This is a genomic window from Bacillus sp. es.034 (assembly GCF_002563655.1).
Classification (GTDB): domain Bacteria; phylum Bacillota; class Bacilli; order Bacillales; family Bacillaceae_B; genus Rossellomorea.
The window spans coordinates 3,100,986-3,119,991 of sequence record NZ_PDIY01000001.1 but is presented as its reverse complement, the minus strand read 5'-3'; the positions used below and the strand labels follow the sequence as shown (position 1 = coordinate 3,119,991).

Here is a 19,006-nt window from a genome sequence, read left to right as displayed (position 1 = left end):
TGGAAATGATCATTATGTCACAGGAAACAAATGTATACCTCTATAGGTTGATTCATATGATGAAAGAGCAAGGGAGGTAGGTGAAGAATGGACGATCGAATAATGAGAGATGCCCCTTCTGAATTGAAGTATCCGAATGATATGCTTTCTATCATACGTAAAGGATTAAAGCCCTCCAAACCTAAAAGGATCATTATCATTGGTGCCGGGATGAGTGGGCTGGTCGCAGCCTCAACTTTAAAAGAGGCAGGGCATGACGTCATGATTCTGGAAGGGAACAAAAGGATCGGGGGGAGGATTTATACTGTTCGAAAGCCGTTTACCTCCGGGAATTATATGGATGCCGGTGCTATGAGAATCCCTGATAACCATCAGTTGGTATTTGAATATATACGTAAATTCAAACTGCCATTTCAACCCTTTCAAAATTCTTCTTCGAAAGACCTGTTTTTAGTAAATAACATTTTAGTGACGAGAAAACAGTACGAAGCGGATCCGAATATTCTACAATACCCTCTCCCGGAAAGCGAGAGGGGGAAAACCGCTTCTGAGCTTTTTCTTGAAGCCACCAAGCCGTTTGTAGATTTATATAATAATAGTGAACACAGTGATCAGTTGAAGCTGATTAAGCAATACTCAAATTATTCAGTGGGGCAATTCTTATCCAACAACCCGTTTGGAAAATCCTTATCGTTGAATGCCATCCGGAAAATAAATGTCATTCTCGGGATTGAAGGATTTCCTGAGTTTTCATTTGTCGATATATTGAAAGATATTATTTTTCCGATCTTTAGAAAAGAGACGAAGTTTTATGAAATATCAGGTGGGAATGATCGATTGCCCTATTCCTTCATGGGTGACCTACAGTCCCAAATTTTTTTGAATCAAAAAGTGACCCGTATCATACAATCTAAGTCGGGTGTCATCGTTCAAACGGTTAACCCATTGGACGGAACGGGGAGGGAGTATCAAGCTGACTTCGTGATTGTCACAATTCCTTTTACCGTTTTTCAATTTATTGATGTCGTCCCATATAACTCGATTTCCTTCAAAAAGTGGCAGGCGATACGTGAAGTAACCAATATTCCTTCTGTAAAAATCGGTATCGAGTTCAGAAGGCGCTTCTGGGAGGAAATGAATTACGGAAACATTGTATCTGATCTTCCCACCCGATTTACTTATATGCCAAGTCATGACATAGGGAGCAACAAGCCTGGTGTGATGCTGGCGAGCTACAGTTGGGGGCAAAACGCTCTCTTATGGAATAGTAAATCGAAGGAAGCAATCATTACGGAAGTGTTGAAGGATCTATCCAGAGTTTATGGAAGTCGGGTTTATTCAGAACTACTAAATTATTTTATTTATAATTGGAGCAGAAATCCTTTCTCGGCAGGATGTTTCACTCTATATACACCGGGACAGGCAGCTGACATAGGGGATTATATCCGGACACCCGAAGGAAGGATCCATTTTGCAGGAGAACACACCTCTTCTTTTCACGGGTGGATAGAAGGTGCTGTGGAATCCGGTATCAGGGCTGCATATGAAGTGAATGGGCGATAAACCAAAAACGCATCTCAACATGCGTTTTTTTACGTTCATGTCGTTTTAGAAAAAAGATCTACTACTTGTTACCTGTTCCCATAGGAAATCAGACCGAATCCTGAAAAAACCTTCTACTCTTTCGACACTCTGCATAAAGTTAACTATTAAATACTTTATATAGGGGTACTGATGATGTCGTATAAGTCTCGAAATAATAATAGCTTAGTCCCACTAGTATTTGTATCTATGAAAGCCGTCATCCGGGTAGTGTTGATAGGGATCATCCTTATGTATGCAATGGTTTGGCTGATTTCATCGACGGCCATTAAATTGAGGGTGGACAGCCTTTTCTATACTTCGGTATCAGAGATTGTACCGAAAGAGACATTTCTAATGCTTCTATCACAGGAAATGACGGGTTTACGCATCGAGAATAAAGAGGCCATGAAAACCGACTTTGATTGGTTGGAAAGCGTGACGAATGTATCACTGCTAGACCCAAGAAGTCTATTTGGACGGGAAATCCCTGGAATCGAAAATTATCATACGCATATAGCCGTTGCCGGAAAAGGGACGGACATTACGAATTTACCTAACGAGTCCCCGGCGCCAACGGAGGACCAGCTGAAGGATCAGGAAATCGATCAGAGCCAGGTTGATCAAGCGAATCACAACTCAGGTGACGGTGTGCAGGAAATCGAAGAAAAGTCTGTTTTCATTTACCACTCCCACAGTTGGGAAGCCTTTAGCCCACTGATCAAAAACAATGACTCCAAAGACCCGGCAAGTACCAATGAAAAGGTCAATGTCATTGCAGTGGGATCAAAACTGAAACAGGAACTTGAGTCACGGGGGATCGGAGTAGCACATGATAAAACGGATGTAAACCAAGCGTTAAAAGCCAAATCATGGACGTATTTCGAATCCTATAAGTTATCAAGGGGATTGGTTCAGGAAGCCATTGCACAGGACGATAATCTGAATTATCTGATCGATATACATCGGGATTCCATGCCGAGGGACATTACCACCAAGACCATTAACGGAAAGAGCTATGCCCGATTATTTTTCATCGTAGGGAAAGAAAACAAAAATTTTGAAAAAAACCTGAAAATCGCAAAAGAATTAAATGCAAAATTAGAAGAAAAATACCCTGGTATCAGTCGTGGAGTCTTCGTTAAAACAAAAGCGGAAGGAAACGGGGTGTATAATCAGGATTTAACAGAAAGGGCCATGCTCCTAGAATTTGGTGGAGTGGAAAATAACTTAGTGGAATTATATAATTCCACCGAAGCATTTGCCGAAATCTTTTCAGCTTATTATAAGAAGGATGCTGTAGAAGTAAATGCTCAATAACTATTGAAATGACGTGAGCCATAGGCCCGCGTCATTGTTTTGTTTGGCCATTAAAGGCTTCTAACTGGTTAGCTTGGTGTAAGTCTTCCAGTGAATAGAGCCGACATCACTATGAGGATGGCTTTCCTTTTGAATATAGTGATATTCATCCTCAAGTTCTCTAAGTGTCAACTCAAATAATTGTTTATTACCTTTTTTGAAAACGTTATGGACAATCAATTTGTTAATTAATTCATTTCTTCTTTTATTGTTTGCTTCATGGAGATTATCTCCCATTATGATCACTCCTCTTATAATATAAATAAACAGAGGAAGAGACTTTTAAAGTAAAAAAGCCCACTTCCTAGTTAGATAAGAAGAGGTTTAATTGGAAAAACTTCAACTTATCTTTCAAGCTTAACGCTTGTGGAATTAGCACAGTGTTCTAGAAAATAGAATCTGTTGCTGAGGTATCATTGGGCCAGTCCCTCTACCTCTCTGGATAAGTGGCTATGTGATTATCAGAATTCTATTATATGTTATATCAAACTATTCCTAGTTGTCAACTTTGAATTAGAAGTAAATAGTTAAGAAAGAACTAGGTTATAAGATGATGCCCTTATTCATATTACCTGCCATATTCCTATTTCAGACACAGTTTCTTTTTCTAATCTCTCTAAAACATGATAATCTGTATACATACACGTAATTAATGGAGTGGATGGTATGAAGAAAGTAGTTATTGTAGGCGGGGGCATTACAGGCTTAACAGCTATGTATTACCTGCAAAAAGTGTCCAGGGAACAAAATCTGGATATTGAGTTAGTGTTAATTGAAAGAGATCAACAGCTCGGTGGTAAGATCAGGACGATAACGGAAGGTGACTTTATTATGGAAGCTGGCGCAGATTCCATTGTGGCCCGTAATGAGGGAGTACTTCCATTGGTCAATGAACTTCATCTTCAAAACGAACTTGTATATAACGAAACAGGAACATCTTACATATACACAAATGGTGAACTGCATAGAATACCTCCCGACACCATTTTCGGTATTCCCATGAGCATAGAAGCACTTTATGAAAGCACACTTATTTCTGAAGCCGGAAAGAAAGCAGCTCTTCTGGACCTGGAGACGAAAAATACTGTATTCACGAAGGAAAGTTCCATCGGAGAATTTTTGGAAGCATTTCTCGGGAAGGAACTTGTGGAAAATCAGATTGCCCCTGTATTATCAGGAGTCTATTCAGGGAGCTTGTATAAACTGACCATGGCCTCGACTCTACCATATCTTTTTGATTATAAAAATGAATATGGAAGCATCATCAAAGGATTATCTGCAAACAGGCAGAAATTCAAAGGGTCTTCAAATAAAAAGTTTATTTCCTTTAGACATGGATTATCCACCATCATCGACCGTTTGGAAGAAGAGTGCGGGGATGCGATGATACTAAAAGGAACAGAGATAAAAAGTCTACATATGAGTGCAGGTAAGTATGAGCTCACTTTAAATGGCCATGAAAGCATCCAAGCGGATTATGTCATATTTGCAACGCCTCATGATGTGACTCAACAGATTCTAAAACATGAAAAGTTAGACAAGTATTTTAATGCACTAAGAAACTCTTCCTTGCTCTCCATCTATCTGGGATTTAATGTTCCTGATGAGATGCTTCCGGCGGATGGTACAGGATTCATTGTCTCCAAAGGCAGTGAAGTGAAGTGCAATGCATGTACTTGGACGAGCCGAAAATGGAAACATACATCCCGGAACCACAACCTGCTGGTGAGACTCTTTTATAAGAGTACGAATACTTATTACGACCAGTTAAAGAATTTGAGAGAAGAAGAACTGACGGGTGTGGCACTGGAAGATATTAAAAGGACCGTCGGAATCGATGCAGATCCGGTTTCAATCGAAGTTACCAAATGGGACAATCTGATGCCGAATTATCATCTGGGGCACAATCAATCTGTAAATGCATTAAATGAAATCCTATTAACCGAGATGCCACAAGTGAAGTTAGCTGGAGCTTCCTACTTTGGTGTAGGGATCGGTGCCTGTATTCAAAATGGTAAGGAAACAGCTGAATCCATTATGAAAGATGCTATCAATAAAGCTTGAACTTAAGGGAAATAAAGCACTTATATAATAAACCACCTTTGACTTGCTCATACTAAGGTATATATGTATCTTAGGAGTGAAACCAATGAGCGAAAAACAAATAAATATGCTTTCCAAGTTGAAAGAAATCCAACGTGAACAAACAGATACGTGGATCAATTACTGGCACCAATTTTCTGACCTTGGCTCCTGGCAGTTCTGGGTGATGACTGCATTCTTCCTTTTGCCGCTACTATTCCTTTTCCTTTTCCTGGATAAAAAAAATGCACTTTTATTCGGGTTTTATGGATATAATGTTCATGTTTTCTTTACCTATGCAGATGCCATCGGGGCAAATATGCTGAAGTGGTTCTATCCATATAAACTCTATCCTTTATTGGCAAGTTCTATTTCACTGGACGTTTCTCTTGTTCCAGTTTCCTATATGTTCGTATACCAATGGACCTATCGTCACAAGAAGAACTATTATCTCTACCTGATCTTACTCAGCGCAGTTTTTGCATTTGTGTTTAAGCCCATCCTTCTGAGTGCAGGTCTCTTTGATATGAACAAAGGCACAAGTTACATCCATCTATTTGTGATATACATTACTGTAGGAATAATCGCGAAATGGATCACGAATTTATTTGTTTATTTTGAAAAAGGGAAGAGTCGAAACACACAGTGACCATAATGGAAGCAGTGTGTTTTTTAATTAGACAAATCCTACTTGAATCCCCATCAATAATTTGAAATAATTGGTATTGAAAGACATGCTTATTCATTGGGGGAGATCACTTGAAGGACTTACCGCAAATAGTTGACAAGGTACTACTTGAGTATATTAATCTATTCAATCATTATCTGCCGGAAACACTCGAAGGTTTATATGTCCACGGGTCCATTGCCCTGGAAGCATACGTGAATGATTCCAGTGACATTGATTTTATTACCGTCACAAAGCGTAGACTGTCGAAAGAAGACTCCAGCGCACTTTATCGAATACATAAAACACTTCAACAAAAGTTTCAAAAACCGGACATGGACGGAGTATATATTGTGAAAGACGATATAGGGAAGATGGACTCAAGCTGTAAAGACGAGAACGAAATGCACGCATACTTTAACAATGGTGAATTAAACTTTGGAGAGTATTTCAACTTCAACCCTATCACATGGTATGTAATGAAGCATAAGGGGATTAGAGTTGTAGGACCTGAAATTTTATCATCCATCTCAGGACCTTCTTCACAGGAATTGTGCCAATATGTCCTTCATAATATGAATACATATTGGGTCCGAAGACTTCATTCTTTCGAAGAATCGATAGAAGAGGTAAAGCATTACCCTACCGCTATGATTGATACTGAAATAGAGTGGTCAGTCCTTGGGGTTCTTCGTCAATATTACACTTTAAAAGAAGCTTCGATCATTTCAAAGCAGGCTGCGGGTCAGTATGGATTGCAGGAACTCCCTGAAGAGTGGCATAGTCTGATTAGGGAAGCAATGAATATTCGTTCAGGGGTGCAGGGTGTGGACTCAGTTTCCAATGACATTCGGGTAAAACAAACCATTAAGTTTTTAAAATACGTGATTTCCCTCTGCAATCATATGAACGTGGAACATCATATTCATCGCTTGGATATAAGGTAAGAGGCAGGAAATAATCCTGCCTACTTACTATTACATCTTCTTGATGATTTCCATGCCTAATTGATCCAACGCGTAGTTGACTCCCTGTTGCAGGATTGAAAAGCAGGGAATATGGTTTATGCGATAGCCACTTTGGGTGACTTTGATACTCAGTTCAGAAGAAATCCCTACAAGTAAACAAGTGGTACCCAATAGGGAGGCTGCACTTACGAATTTCTGGATGAAAGATAACGTATAATCATCCACCCTGCTGAGACTGGTCAAATCGATAATCAGAAATTCAGCTTTATAGCGCGGCAGATTGAGAAGTGTTTTATTGAGCAATTCTTCAGCTCTGATTTCATTATAACGACCAACGAGAGGAACGACGAGAATCGAGTCCAATACAGGAATGATCGGAGAAGAAATTTCTTTGATTATTTCGGATAAAACTTCTGTTCTCTGCTTTGTAATGCGCTCCAATTCTTCTTGGGCTGCTAAGGTTTGTTCTTCCATTAACGCATTGACATTCAAAGAAGGAGAAATATCGGATGCGAAAAACTCATATACACTACAGTTGTCCCCACTGATCTGGCTTTTAGCCACCCGGTACCAAACTTTGGAGCCGAATATTCCAGTAAGTACACCAGCCCAATGACCAGGCATGAAGGTACCTTCTTTTTCTTTTCCCTGTGCGACATTCACTTTATATTCCCATCCGTTACAAAATTGGACGACAGCCGTTTTATCTTCAATGGAATAGGAAAGAATCTCTGTTATCCCCCATCCAGCGGTTACATATGTATTAGGAAGTTTATCCAGAATTCTTTCCGGCTCTCCAATGGATTTCAAGTAGAAGTCACTGACGATCAGGCCGGTACGATAGCCGGCTGTTTCAAGAACCAATCTGGCTTCTTTTTCACCAGCGATCTCCTCGATTGAATCGATCAACGTTTTAAAAGCAGTATTCACCCAGAATAGAACGACCTCATCATTTTCAAATGTTATAGATCCTTTATCCAAATCCCAATCAAACAGAGATCCATTCACGTCAATATTATACTTCGCCATCATCTTAACCCCCATCGCGATACCAGAATAAAATTTTCTATATTTTATAAAATCAAATATTACTCTATTACCCCATTCAAATATTAGATAAACCAGAAAATTACGATGTGGAGGGGGGTTTAGGCAGGGGATTGGTGGTAGTTATTTATAGGGGAAGAATTGATAGTATCACGAAGCAGAGTGACTTCGTGATACTGTACTAAGGTTATCTTGTTAAAACGTTTACTTTACTTTTGAGATGCCCGTTTGGCATATGGATAAATAGGATCCACTAAATTGAACTCATAGGTTTCTCCGTTTACAATCCCAACCACTTTTTCACTGTCATAGAGTTCGAGCATGAATTGTGCCATTTCCTTTGCTGTATGATAGTGGGGGACGGTACCGTCATAATTGAAATCAGGTAGATCAAATGATCGCTGTGCAAACTCGGTTTCTGTCGCAGCAGGTGCTAGTACTTTCGCTTTCATCTGTGAACCTTTTGAAGCAAGTTCCTGAGCGAGTCCTTCTGTGAATGCACTCACATAGAACTTCGTTGCGCAGTAGGTAACGGCATCCGCAACAATCGTATATCCTCCCCCTGAAGAAACATTGATCAATTGAGTGCCGGCTACGTGTTCATAATCCCGGACAAATAGGGAAGATAACAGGGTCAATGCTTCTATGTTAAGATTTAACATACTTTGAATTTTAGTCAGATTTTGCTCAGGTACGGAATCAAAATTTCCAAACCCGGCATTATTAATCAATGTTTGAATATTATACTGTTTCAAGCTTTCATAAAACTGATAGACGTTCTCACTTAAAGATAAATCAACTGTCATCGTAATGACATCCACATCTGGGTAAGCGGAAACGATCTCACTCTTCAGTTCATTCAATTTATCTTCCCGTCTGGCAACAGCAATAATATTCTTCCCTCTTGCTGCAAATGCAAGTGAAGCCTCATATCCGATACCTGAGCTTGCTCCGGTAATGACTGTATAATTCATATTTTATCCTCCTGTCTGATTATGGTACACTTCTATCCTAACGGTTAGAGTGGACTCCAAGTCAAGTGTTTATGCAAAGGAGGAATCATGAATGTATAGTATCAGTGAAGCATCGGAAGCATTGGGGATCACTTCCCATACTCTTCGTTATTATGAAAAAGAAGGAATCATCACACCAGATCGTTCTAGTTCAGGTATTCGAAGGTATACCGATTCCCACCTTATATGGCTAAAATTTGTTATGAAATTAAGGGAGACAAAAATGCCTATCGCCACTATTAAAGATTATACCGGGTTAGTGATAGAAGGGAATCATACAACAAAAGAGAGATTGATACTCCTAGAAGAGCATCAAATAAATATACAAGAACAGATTGAAACCCTGCTATCAACCAATGAAATGTTGAATGACAAAATTGGTTCGTACAAAAAGTCTTTGGCAGAATAAAATTCAGCATGAGTATCGTAAGCATATAAGAGGTATCCGCCTTCATTTGTCGGATACCTTTTTTTTATGAATCCAGTTGATTTCAAGTGTGTGTTGGTAACTTAAGAACTTAAAGTTGGGTATACTAAGTTCCAAACTAAAGGTTCGGGACAAAGGAAGGAATTCATATGCGAAATAGCTGGAGGATTTTTACACGGGATATTAAAATGGTATCCAGGAATTGGGTTGCTGCGTTCTTGATAGGTGGTTTAATGTTGTTACCATCTTTGTACGCCTGGTTTAACATCGGCGCTTCGTGGGATCCTTACAGCAAGACCGATCAGCTTCCGGTCGGGATTGTGAATGAAGATAATGGGACAGAACTCAGGGATGAGAAATTGAATATTGGCATGGATCTTGTAAAAGAATTAAAGAAAAATAATGAAATGAACTGGAAGTTTGTTGATAGAAAAAAAGCGATGGATCGTGTTGAGTATGGGGAGTATTTCGCGGTTATCATCATTCCGAGTGACTTCTCCAGGAAGTTAGCCACTGTCATAGAGGATAAACCTAAAAAGGCAACATTGGAATATTACGTAAACGAAAAGATCAATGCCATCGCCCCGAAAATTACAGAGTCCGGGGCAGGTGGGATCGTCGATAAAATTACGGGTTCGTTTATCTCGACTGTCAATGGGACCATATTTGAACTTTTTAATGAGCTTGGAATTGAGATTCAAAAGGATCTTCCTGACATAAAAAGGTTTGAGGATTATGTATTTATAGTAGATCGAAAGTTACCAGGAATCGGTGCTATCCTGAATGAATCTTTGTCGGATGCCGAAAGTGCCAAACTAATTATTCAGAAAGCACAGGCTGAAATTCCTGATGTGAAACGTGTGACGAATCAGGGAATTGATACGATCGATCAGACCACGGATTTTCTTGAAAAAGCTGAAAATGAATTAAACGAGATGGCTCCAACCATTCAAGAAGATTTGGAGCGAGTACAGGAAATGGCTGCCAGGGTCAACGAATTCCTGGGGCAAATTGAAACCTCTTCTATTGACCTTAGTGGAGCAGAAACCATTAACAAAGGAGTCGCTGATAAACTTGCCACTTCCATTCAAACGATTGACACGGTTGAAGCTTCCTTACAATCGTTACAGAAGAATGAAGAAAATCCAAACCAAGAACAGATTGCACAGGCACTGAATCAGCTGGAGGAAGTAAAGCTCGAAATAGAGAGAATTCAAAAAGAAGGTCAGAAACTAAATGATTTCATTGCAACAAAGCAACAAGATGTGAACGAATTGATCAAGGGCATCAAAGCTCGTGCCCGCAAAACGGATAATGACATGGATGCACTTATAAAAAGATACAAACAAACGATTGAACCTGCTGTATTAGGCGAGGTAGCTAAAGCGAAGGGAACCTTGAATGAAGCAAGAAAAATCTTAGAAGACATTCAAGGCACCATTCCGGAAGTGGAAAGGATTCTCGCTGATACCGATATGAACATCGGCAAAGGAACCGAAATCCTCCAAGACGTTTCAAGCCAATTTCCGTACATTAAAGATAAAATCAGTCAGCTTGCCGACCGTATCAGGGATATCCAGGGGGAAACCGATATCAATGAAATCATTGATCTTCTTCGGAATGATCCTAATGCAGAGAAAAGCTTTTTTGAAGAACCGGTTGTTTTAAATAAAAATAGTTTATTTCCAATCCGAAATTACGGGGCTGCCATGACCCCATTTTATACTGTGTTAGCCATCTGGGTAGGTGCCCTATTGTTAATCTCGCTATTAGCAACTGAAGTCATCACTCCACATGAGTTTACAGAAAGGCAAATTTATTTCGGGAAATTCCTGACCTTTCTCTGCATCGGTTTCATACAAGCCTTGATTGTCACAGTCGGAGACATTTTTATCCTGGGTGTTCATATCGCAGAACCTGGTTGGTTTATAGGCTTTGGACTATTTATCAGCATTGTTTTTATGATTGTGGTGTATACATTGGTATCAGTATTTGGGAATATCGGAAAAGCGATGGCCATCGTCCTTCTGGTCCTGCAGATTGCAGGAGCCGGAGGGACTTATCCCGTGCCCCTATTGCCCGCATTCTTCCAAATCATCCATCCCTTCCTCCCATTTTCTTATAGCATCGACCTCATGAGGGAAGCGGTTGGCGGTATCGTTTGGGAGAGGATGTACAGGGATATTTTAATTCTAAGCATATTTGGCGTCATTGCTTTACTATTCGGTGCATTTTTCAAAGGACCACTAAGTAAAAGGACAAAAGCTTTTATGAAAAAATCAAAAGAGTCGGGATTGTTTCATTGATATTGTTGAAGATATTAAATACGGGTTATTCCATTGACTGTCCTGTTTTTTCATTCGTGGAAAAGGATTCCTCCCTTTACTTTTAGGGTAAAGCCTAATGAAATACATAATGTAAAAGGGAGGAAATAGCGTGAAGAAAGCCATGTTAATCGTCAATCCGTCTTCTGGGAAGGAATTGGGTGAACAATATAGTGAGCATGCACTTCAAACGATGAAGGAGATGGGATATGAGACCTTTTTACGATTGACTAAGGGAGAAGGGGACGCAATGGAATTTGCGAGGGAAGCTTGTGAGAAAAGATATGATTTCCTTGCTGCGATGGGCGGAGATGGTACGATCAATGAAGCCATTAATGGAATGGCTGAACAGGAGTACCGTCCGTTATTCGGCCTCATCCCACTCGGTACGGTCAACGATTTTGCACGCGCTCTCAATATTCCAATGGAACCTGAAGAAGCAATCGACATCTTTAAACAAAATCATGTCCAAAAAACCGACGTAGGAAAGCTCAATGATCGATACTTCGTCAATATTGTGGCAGTCGGAGCATTAGCAGAGGCTTCCTTTTCCACACCAGTTGAGCAGAAATCAAAGCTTGGTCCACTTGCCTATATAATAGAAGGAATGAAGAAGATGAAGGAGAAGCAGCCATTCGAGCTAAAGGTCCAATCCGAACATGATTGGAAAGGGGAATCCCTTCTTATGCTTGTTGCCCTGACCAATTCTGTAGGGGGGATGGAAACCATCGCACCGGAAGCGGAGGTGAATGATGGCAAGCTTCATGTCTTTATCATTAAAGATATGCCTCTTCCCAAGTTCCTTTTATTACTTCCTAAAATTCTGCTGGGTGAATTAGCAGAAAGTGAACATGTACATTATATGAAAGTGACCAAACTCCAGGCGAACTCCACCTATGAAATGATAGCCAATGTTGATGGGGACGAGGGAGACAAACTTCCTATCACAATAGAAAATTTGAAACAGCATCTGGATATTCTCGTTCCCGTTCAAAAATAAAAATTCACAAAAGGAAACATACAGGGGAGGCAATCCTTTTTTAAGGGAAGTGCTTCGTAGTATAGTAATTCTATCCTTTTTGTGTTACCATTACTTCTTACAGCAAAAAAAGGACGTGACCATTCATGATAAACATTCAAATCCCTCAATCGGATATTTCCATAACGGAACGAAAACAAGCAAAAGACTCAGAAGAACCAAAGATCAAAAGCATCGAAGGCTTTATCGATCTTCACGAAATTCCAAGAGATAAGGGCGGCATCATCTTATTTTATAATATCAATGATGACCTTCTTTTCGTTGGGAAAGCCAGAAAGCTGCGACAAAGAGTAAAGAAGCATCTTGAAGATACCGTATCACCACTGCGTAATCACAGAGATGAAGTCTACCGAATCGACGTAGCTATCGTAGAGGACGCGATGGATCGTGACATTTATGAGACATACATCATCAATAAACTTCAAGCGAAATATAATGTAGACAAAGTGTTCTATAAGTAAGAAATCGAAAAGGTACCAGGGTCTGATTAAGGACCCTGGTACCTTTTTGATTTATAGAGATGTATTTAATTTTCTAGCGGATATATGCTGGATTCCAATTAACCAACAATTCTTCCCGAACTCCAAAATAGGTTGTATCCGTCCGATCAGTCACCCCATAAGAAACCACGGTTCCGTCATCACTCCAATGAATGGTGATCGATACGATGACAGAAGGTCTCTTCAACCCGGCAATCTCAATATCAACCGGTTGTTTCAATTCAAATAACGTTTGAAAGCTGATTTCCCGTCTTTGAACCGATGGCGGCGAGGGAGAATCTTCAATATTCACATATTTCTTTTTATTATCCAGGATATCATACGTAATAAAAGATTTCCCGGGTTTAATCCAGTACACGATTTGTACAATGCGCCCTGCCTTTAAAGAAGTTCCGGAATACGTTTCATGAAAAAGGTCCTCATACTCAATCACTTCATTCAATTTAATGGGATTTATGGTTCCGATCACAAGAGCCCCTCCTGGAATAAATATAGAAAGCCTTATAGTTATAGTTATTGGAGGGGAGGGCATACATAGAACCATTTTTTATAAAATCATATAATAATAAAGAGATTGGGATTAAGAAAAAAGTGTATAAGTGAAAAGAGGAGACCTGAACATGAGTGTCTGTCCGTAAAGCTATAATGGTAGAGCACATAACAGGTCAAAAATAAAAGACCCTCGTAAAAGAAGGGTCTTTACAGGTCGCTATCTCCTATATGTCATGGATAATTGAAGATCCTCATCTGTCAATACGTATTGATGAACCATCTCCAATGTATCTGTCAACGTACTTGATAAGCTGTGTCTTCGATATGCACAAACTGAAAGTAAACCTTCCTGCATATGTTGATTGTTTTCCAAGCCGGCCTGAATAAATAACATCAGATTTCGAATGTAGGCTTCTCTTCCTGTTTAAATGGATAGAAAATATGACCTTTCTGTAACGTTCCAAGCTTCATATCATTTAACACCACCATGTATCCTCACCTCTCATCCCAAGAAATTATTGCCTTTAGGCCACTTTAGGCATAACATAAACATGTAAGAAGCTATACATAAATATAATTGAATATTCTAACAATTATGAAATAATGACCACCTGGTACATTCCGTGGTCTTTTACTCATATTTCTAGCATGAGAAAGAGAGGAAAAGAAATGACTCTTCACATCAAAGAATTAACCCACCCAAACACTGATATCCTTAACGCTTTAAATAAATGGGATCAGCATCCCGATTTAATCCCATTCATTCGGCCAAATCGAAACAGGGAAGAGCTTGAACAATCCAGGAACATGGACATTGCTGAATTGAAAGATCGTTTGGAATCTCATCATATCTTTCTTATATACCTGGAAAATAAACTTGTGGGGGAAATGAATTATATGATCGATCCCCCTCATCTATATAAGAAGGTGAAGGGAACTGCTTGGTTAGGGATTACGATAGGAGATCCCGGGGCACGCGGAAAGGGAATAGGGTATGAATCAATCTGTTATTTGGAAAAGGAGATAAAAGACCAAGGACTAGTGAGAATAGAACTGGGTGTATTTGAATTTAACAACCAGGCATATAAGCTCTACAGGCAGATGGGTTATCAGGAAATAGCCAGAATCCCTGACTTTACCTATTGGAATGAACAAATGTGGTCAGATATCCGTATGGAGAAGATCCTGGTTTGACCCTTTCAAAATTAGAGATTTAGGATGCATTCTTGTATTATTGCATTTTAGTTACAATTGTAACAATGATAGTAATCCTACTGATAACAGCCTCTCTTTCAGCATGGTCAGATTCCGCCCAGTTAGATCAACATGCACTTGAATACCATACCTTTCACACACAGAAAAGAACCCACAAGAGGGAGTTTAAGGCATGTATAAGCAGAGTAAATCATAAACTTCACTCCCTTTTCATCCATAAAATAATATATTTGTAAAATCATGGTAACCTTTCTATCCTTGTCATAAAGTAAAATGAAATCAGTTGATGAAGGAGGGAACCATATGCAAGAAAGTATTCATAATTACGATGATTTACTAACCATGCTTGATTCATTTTTACGGGAGCCTGAACCCTTTTGGGATGAATTTTTTTCTGACCGGGAGAAACCAGTACCTATCTTTGTGAATGCCCCCGATGAGAACTTAGTTTCTTATATTGAACGTGGAATCATCACAAGGGGCAAGGTACTCGAACTTGGCTGCGGACCGGGCAGGAATGCCATTTTTTTAGCGGAAAATGGATTTGAGGTTGATGCAGTCGATCTATCCCAAACGTCCCTTGATTGGGCAAGGGAACGGGCTGATGAAAGAAATTTGACCATTAACTTTCTACATCAGAATATATTTGATTGTGACCTCCCCATTGGAAAGTACGATTTCATATATGATTCAGGATGTTTTCACCATATCGCTCCCCACAGAAGGATAAGTTACATAAATCTTATTGAAAGAGCATTAGGGGAGGGAGGATACTTTGGCATAACGTGTTTTTACAAGGGTGGTAAACTAGGCGGATCTGATCTATCTGATTGGGAAGTATATAAAAAAGGATCACTGATGGGAGGATTAGGATATACAGAAGATCGGTTAAAAAGTGTCTTCCAATCATTAAATCCCGTTGAAATCAGGAAAATGATCGATAAAAAAGGTTCAGATAACATGTTTGGTGCATCTGACTTATTGACAGCCCTTTTTCGAAAAAGGTAATTAATAAAAAGGATGGCATCGTCACTAATTTGTGACGATGCCATCCTTTTTTTACACTCTGAATCGAGACAGGAAACGTAAAAATTCGTTTTGTGTTTTATGTTGATATTTTGTAAGTGCGAAGGTCTTCGCTTCCGGCATGGGAAAAGTACTTGTGTGGACTTCCAAAAGCCTCCCTTCCAACAGCTCTCTCCTTACTGAAGAGGACGGAAGATAGGATACGCCAAGCCCTTCTGCAATGAACCGTTTCGTAATATGTGTCTGCGAAACTCTCATCATCCTTGTTGTCGGATAAAATTGTTTAATGGTATAGAACAGTTCATCCCAATAAGAAGGGTGATTGTGGGTCAATAAGTAATTCGAAGCCAATAACTCCTCTTCATCTAGGGGCGGTGCTGATTCAAAATCCCTTCCATCATGAGGAGCCACCAATATGACTTTATCCGAAAACAGGAGAGTCTGTTCAAGCTCGGGACTGAAACAGGGAAGACAGGAAAGTCCGATATCCACCCTTTCTTCCAAAACTGCCTTTTCTATTTCTGCTGATTCAATGATTTCCACCGAAATTTCCACCTGGGGATGATTCTCCAGATACTGCTTTAATACAAAAGGCAGGACATTATCAGCAATCAAGGGGGAGATAGCCATTTTAAGTGTGGTTGTGTAACCCTGACTAAAGGATTGAATATCTGTTATTCCTTCCTCATAAACCTCGATTAATCTCTTCGCATTATGTAAATAGGACCTTCCCGCTTCTGTCAGTTTGATTTTCTTTCCATCTCTCTCGAATAGGACCACTCCGAGTTCTTTTTCAAGTTGTTTAATATGTACCGATACGGTCGGCTGTGAGATATATAATCGCTCGGCAGCTTTCCTGAAATGATTGAATTCAGCTGCGATAATAAACGTTTTGATAATATTTAAATCCACTAGACCTACCCCTTGATTATAAAATGTAATCAATTCAATTAAATATATTTAATTTTCTTAATTATAAATCCATTATACAATAATTGTAATAAAGCAAAAAGGGGATGTTCTGAATGTTTAGTGAAGGGTTAAAAGGAATAGTCGCAGCTCAAACGTCGATCAGTCACATTGATGGAAAGGAAGGGATTCTCATCTATAGGGGATATGAAATTGGAGAACTCAGTCATCTGTCATTTGAAGAAGCTGCATTCTTGTTGTGGTATGGGTATCTTCCAACAAAGGAGGATGCAGTGGAAATCAAGAGGAAATTGAGCGCTTACCGAGACTTGACACCTGCAATGAAGGACATCCTTCATTCTCTCCCAGAAGAAATGGATATTATGAGTGTATTAAGGACGGTGATCTCCTCTATGGGAGGATCAGAATACAAATGGAAGCCTACTATAGAGCAATCCTTGCGATTGACAGCTGTCATACCTACCATCATTGCTTATCGATTTAATATGCTGATGGATCGACCTCAACTCGAGGCGGATACCGAGTTAAGCCATGTGGAGAATTATCTATTCATGCTGACCGGAAAAAGTCCTTCAAAAGCCGTTGTGGATGCACTTGAAACGTATATGGTCCTCACACTCGAACATGGAATGAATGCTTCTGCCTTCTCGGCAAGAGTCACGTCCTCAACGGAATCCGATCTTGTTTCAGCCATCACTTCAGCGATCGGGACAATGAAGGGACCGCTTCACGGCGGGGCACCGTCCGGGGTCATTGATTTATTGAACGAAATAGGTGTGGCTGAAAAAGCCGAAAATATCATCAGAGGAAAATTGCTGAAAGGTGAAAAGCTGATGGGATTTGGTCATCGCGTGTACAAGACCCATGATCCACGAGCCAACGCTTTAAGAAAGAAGCTGTTGGAAAATAAGGGGGATGACCCCTCATTGGACCTGGCACTCTTTGTCGAGAAGAAGGCGATCGAACTGTTAGCTGAATTGAAGCCGGGAAGGTCCCTATATACCAATGTAGAATTTTATGCTGCCGCCATCATGAAATCGATTAATCTGCCATCAGATCTATTCACACCGACATTTACGGCCGCTCGCATCGTTGGTTGGACAGCACATGTGCTGGAGCAAGCTGAAAACAATACAATATTCAGGCCACAATCCGAATATATAGGAAAGCGAAACGCCTAAAGAACGAAACCTTCCTGTCTAGTTGATACGGGTTCTGTGTAAACGCTTAGTGCCCTCTAAGCGTTTTTTCATTGGAATAGAATATTGTATGGAAGGACAATGGGATATATTGTCGAATTGTAAATAGTGCGTAATGGTATCAGGAACTATCTTTAAGTGAGCTCAATTTTACATCAATAAGAAATGTGGAGGGTATCTATGTGAAAAATCGAAATGGGAAAGTGGTTGGCTTTGAATTAAGCAGTCAGGCTCCAGAAAAAGCATCAGCATTTTATTCAAAGGTTTTCGGATGGGAAGTGGACGAACCTAAGTGGGACTACCGGACAGTCATGACAGGACACAACGAGGGAATGAATGGGGGGATTAGCAAGGGACCTCAGGATCATCCACACGGTACGCGAATTCAAATTGAAGTAGAATCCATTGAAAAAACCATTTCTGCAGCAAAAGAAAATGGGGCAATGGTGGTAAGAGATAAGATGGAATTTGATCACTTTTTCCTTGCGTATTTAGTGGACCCTACCGGGGTGGGGATTGGGTTGATTGAAAACAAGTAGGGAATGAAATCAACCTAGTAAAAGGGAAGGTGAAACACAATTGTTTAAAACTGTATTAGGAAAGCAAAGAGGCATGGTAACTGAATACAAAACGAAATATAGAACCGCCGTTAAGGCAGTCATAATACAAGATGGTAAAATCCTTCTTATGCATTCCAACAGGGGAGATTATAAATTTCCAGGAGGTGGAGTCGAAGCAGATGAAAGTCTTTCTGCTGCCCTGATCAGGGAAGTGGCTGAAGAAACCGGCTACATACACTGTTTCGTAAAAGAGCTTGCTGGTATCGTGACACAAAGACATATGGACATGTATGATGAGGGTACACTATTCGAAATGACTTCACACTATTTTCATTGCGAACTATCAGACTTGAATAAAATACCTCAACAATTAGAAGAATATGAGGCGGAACTCGAGATGACTCCCCGATGGGTAACCATAAATGAAGCCATTGACGGGAACGAGCGGCTGATGGGCAAATATGAGAACAATCGATGGATTAAAAGGGAAAACTATGTTTTGGAAGAATTAAAGAAATTGTATGTATAGAATATGAACGCTTACCTGGTATTGGGTAGGCGTGTTCTTATTCATTCA

The 19,006-nt window shown here is 39.9% G+C and carries 19 protein-coding genes and 1 riboswitch; of the genes, 14 read left to right on the top strand and 5 right to left on the bottom strand.

Annotated features, from left to right (window positions below; genetic code table 11):
• Positions 1–87: 87 nt before the first annotated feature.
• Together ATG71_RS16025 and spoIIP are read left to right on the top strand one after the other, a co-directional pair.
• Complete coding sequence (locus ATG71_RS16025) at positions 88–1,563, top strand: flavin monoamine oxidase family protein (protein ID WP_286163037.1); 1,476 nt, start codon at positions 88–90, stop codon at positions 1,561–1,563.
• A gap of 171 nt (positions 1,564–1,734) precedes the next feature.
• Positions 1,735–2,901 carry a stage II sporulation protein P gene (gene spoIIP, locus ATG71_RS16020; RefSeq protein ID WP_098440448.1) on the top strand — a complete coding sequence of 389 codons (1,167 nt, stop codon included), beginning with the start codon at positions 1,735–1,737 and terminating at the stop codon, positions 2,899–2,901.
• A gap of 60 nt (positions 2,902–2,961) precedes the next feature.
• Here the strand turns inward: spoIIP and ATG71_RS16015 are convergent, their stop codons facing one another.
• Positions 2,962–3,177 carry a Fur-regulated basic protein FbpA gene (locus tag ATG71_RS16015; RefSeq protein ID WP_098440446.1) on the bottom strand — a complete coding sequence of 72 codons (216 nt, stop codon included), beginning with the start codon at positions 3,175–3,177 and terminating at the stop codon, positions 2,962–2,964.
• A 104-nt stretch (positions 3,178–3,281) separates the two neighbouring features.
• Positions 3,282–3,389, bottom strand: a riboswitch (SAM riboswitch).
• Positions 3,390–3,606: 217 nt separating this feature from the next.
• On the opposite strand from ATG71_RS16015, the gene ATG71_RS16010 reads away from it, so the two are divergent.
• The 3 genes from ATG71_RS16010 (at position 3,607) to ATG71_RS16000 (ending at position 6,636) form a co-directional block, all read left to right on the top strand.
• Positions 3,607–5,004 (top strand): protoporphyrinogen oxidase, encoded by a 1,398-nt coding sequence (locus ATG71_RS16010; RefSeq protein WP_098440444.1) that lies wholly within the window; start codon positions 3,607–3,609, stop codon positions 5,002–5,004.
• 85 nt (positions 5,005–5,089) lie between these two features.
• On the top strand, positions 5,090–5,671 hold the full coding sequence (locus ATG71_RS16005) for a CBO0543 family protein (RefSeq protein ID WP_098440443.1): 582 nt from the start codon (positions 5,090–5,092) through the stop codon (positions 5,669–5,671).
• A gap of 110 nt (positions 5,672–5,781) precedes the next feature.
• Positions 5,782–6,636, top strand: a complete 855-nt coding sequence (locus ATG71_RS16000; RefSeq protein WP_060672136.1) for an aminoglycoside adenylyltransferase domain-containing protein — start codon at positions 5,782–5,784, stop codon at positions 6,634–6,636.
• 30 nt (positions 6,637–6,666) lie between these two features.
• Here ATG71_RS16000 and ATG71_RS15995 read toward each other — a convergent pair whose 3' ends face one another.
• On the bottom strand, positions 6,667–7,689 hold the full coding sequence (locus ATG71_RS15995) for an STAS domain-containing protein (RefSeq protein ID WP_286163036.1): 1,023 nt from the start codon (positions 7,687–7,689) through the stop codon (positions 6,667–6,669).
• Positions 7,690–7,913: 224 nt separating this feature from the next.
• Positions 7,914–8,678: an SDR family NAD(P)-dependent oxidoreductase gene (locus ATG71_RS15990; protein WP_098440439.1), complete on the bottom strand. Its 765-nt coding sequence runs from the start codon at positions 8,676–8,678 to the stop codon at positions 7,914–7,916.
• A gap of 91 nt (positions 8,679–8,769) precedes the next feature.
• Between ATG71_RS15990 and ATG71_RS15985 the strand changes: the two genes are divergently transcribed.
• The 4 genes from ATG71_RS15985 (at position 8,770) to ATG71_RS15970 (ending at position 12,968) form a co-directional block, all read left to right on the top strand.
• Positions 8,770–9,126, top strand: coding sequence for a MerR family transcriptional regulator (locus ATG71_RS15985; RefSeq protein ID WP_098440438.1), 357 nt, complete (start codon positions 8,770–8,772; stop codon positions 9,124–9,126).
• 167 nt (positions 9,127–9,293) lie between these two features.
• Positions 9,294–11,450, top strand: a complete 2,157-nt coding sequence (locus ATG71_RS15980) for a YhgE/Pip domain-containing protein (protein ID WP_098440437.1) — start codon at positions 9,294–9,296, stop codon at positions 11,448–11,450.
• Between the two features lie 130 nt (positions 11,451–11,580).
• Positions 11,581–12,468, top strand: a complete 888-nt coding sequence (locus tag ATG71_RS15975) for a diacylglycerol/lipid kinase family protein (RefSeq protein ID WP_098440436.1) — start codon at positions 11,581–11,583, stop codon at positions 12,466–12,468.
• Between the two features lie 125 nt (positions 12,469–12,593).
• Complete coding sequence (locus tag ATG71_RS15970; RefSeq protein WP_098440435.1) at positions 12,594–12,968, top strand: nucleotide excision repair endonuclease; 375 nt, start codon at positions 12,594–12,596, stop codon at positions 12,966–12,968.
• Positions 12,969–13,041: 73 nt separating this feature from the next.
• On the opposite strand, the gene ATG71_RS15965 is transcribed toward ATG71_RS15970, so the two are convergent.
• Positions 13,042–13,476 carry a hypothetical protein gene (locus ATG71_RS15965; RefSeq protein ID WP_098440434.1) on the bottom strand — a complete coding sequence of 145 codons (435 nt, stop codon included), beginning with the start codon at positions 13,474–13,476 and terminating at the stop codon, positions 13,042–13,044.
• 692 nt (positions 13,477–14,168) lie between these two features.
• Here ATG71_RS15965 and ATG71_RS15960 point away from each other — a divergent pair.
• Positions 14,169–14,693, top strand: coding sequence for a GNAT family N-acetyltransferase (locus ATG71_RS15960; protein ID WP_098440433.1), 525 nt, complete (start codon positions 14,169–14,171; stop codon positions 14,691–14,693).
• 324 nt (positions 14,694–15,017) lie between these two features.
• On the top strand, positions 15,018–15,722 hold the full coding sequence (locus ATG71_RS15955; RefSeq protein ID WP_098440432.1) for a class I SAM-dependent methyltransferase: 705 nt from the start codon (positions 15,018–15,020) through the stop codon (positions 15,720–15,722).
• A gap of 51 nt (positions 15,723–15,773) precedes the next feature.
• Here the strand turns inward: ATG71_RS15955 and ATG71_RS15950 are convergent, their stop codons facing one another.
• Positions 15,774–16,652 (bottom strand): LysR family transcriptional regulator, encoded by an 879-nt coding sequence (locus ATG71_RS15950; RefSeq protein WP_098440431.1) that lies wholly within the window; start codon positions 16,650–16,652, stop codon positions 15,774–15,776.
• A gap of 113 nt (positions 16,653–16,765) precedes the next feature.
• Between ATG71_RS15950 and ATG71_RS15945 the strand changes: the two genes are divergently transcribed.
• The 3 genes from ATG71_RS15945 (at position 16,766) to ATG71_RS15935 (ending at position 18,958) form a co-directional block, all read left to right on the top strand.
• The gene (locus ATG71_RS15945; RefSeq protein WP_098440430.1) at positions 16,766–17,851 is read left to right on the top strand and encodes a citrate synthase/methylcitrate synthase; all 1,086 of its coding nucleotides are present in this window, start codon (positions 16,766–16,768) and stop codon (positions 17,849–17,851) included.
• A gap of 200 nt (positions 17,852–18,051) precedes the next feature.
• Positions 18,052–18,408: a VOC family protein gene (locus tag ATG71_RS15940; protein ID WP_098440429.1), complete on the top strand. Its 357-nt coding sequence runs from the start codon at positions 18,052–18,054 to the stop codon at positions 18,406–18,408.
• 40 nt (positions 18,409–18,448) lie between these two features.
• Entirely contained in the window at positions 18,449–18,958 is a 510-nt protein-coding gene (locus ATG71_RS15935; protein ID WP_286163035.1) for an NUDIX hydrolase, read from the top strand.
• Positions 18,959–19,006 lie beyond the last annotated feature (48 nt).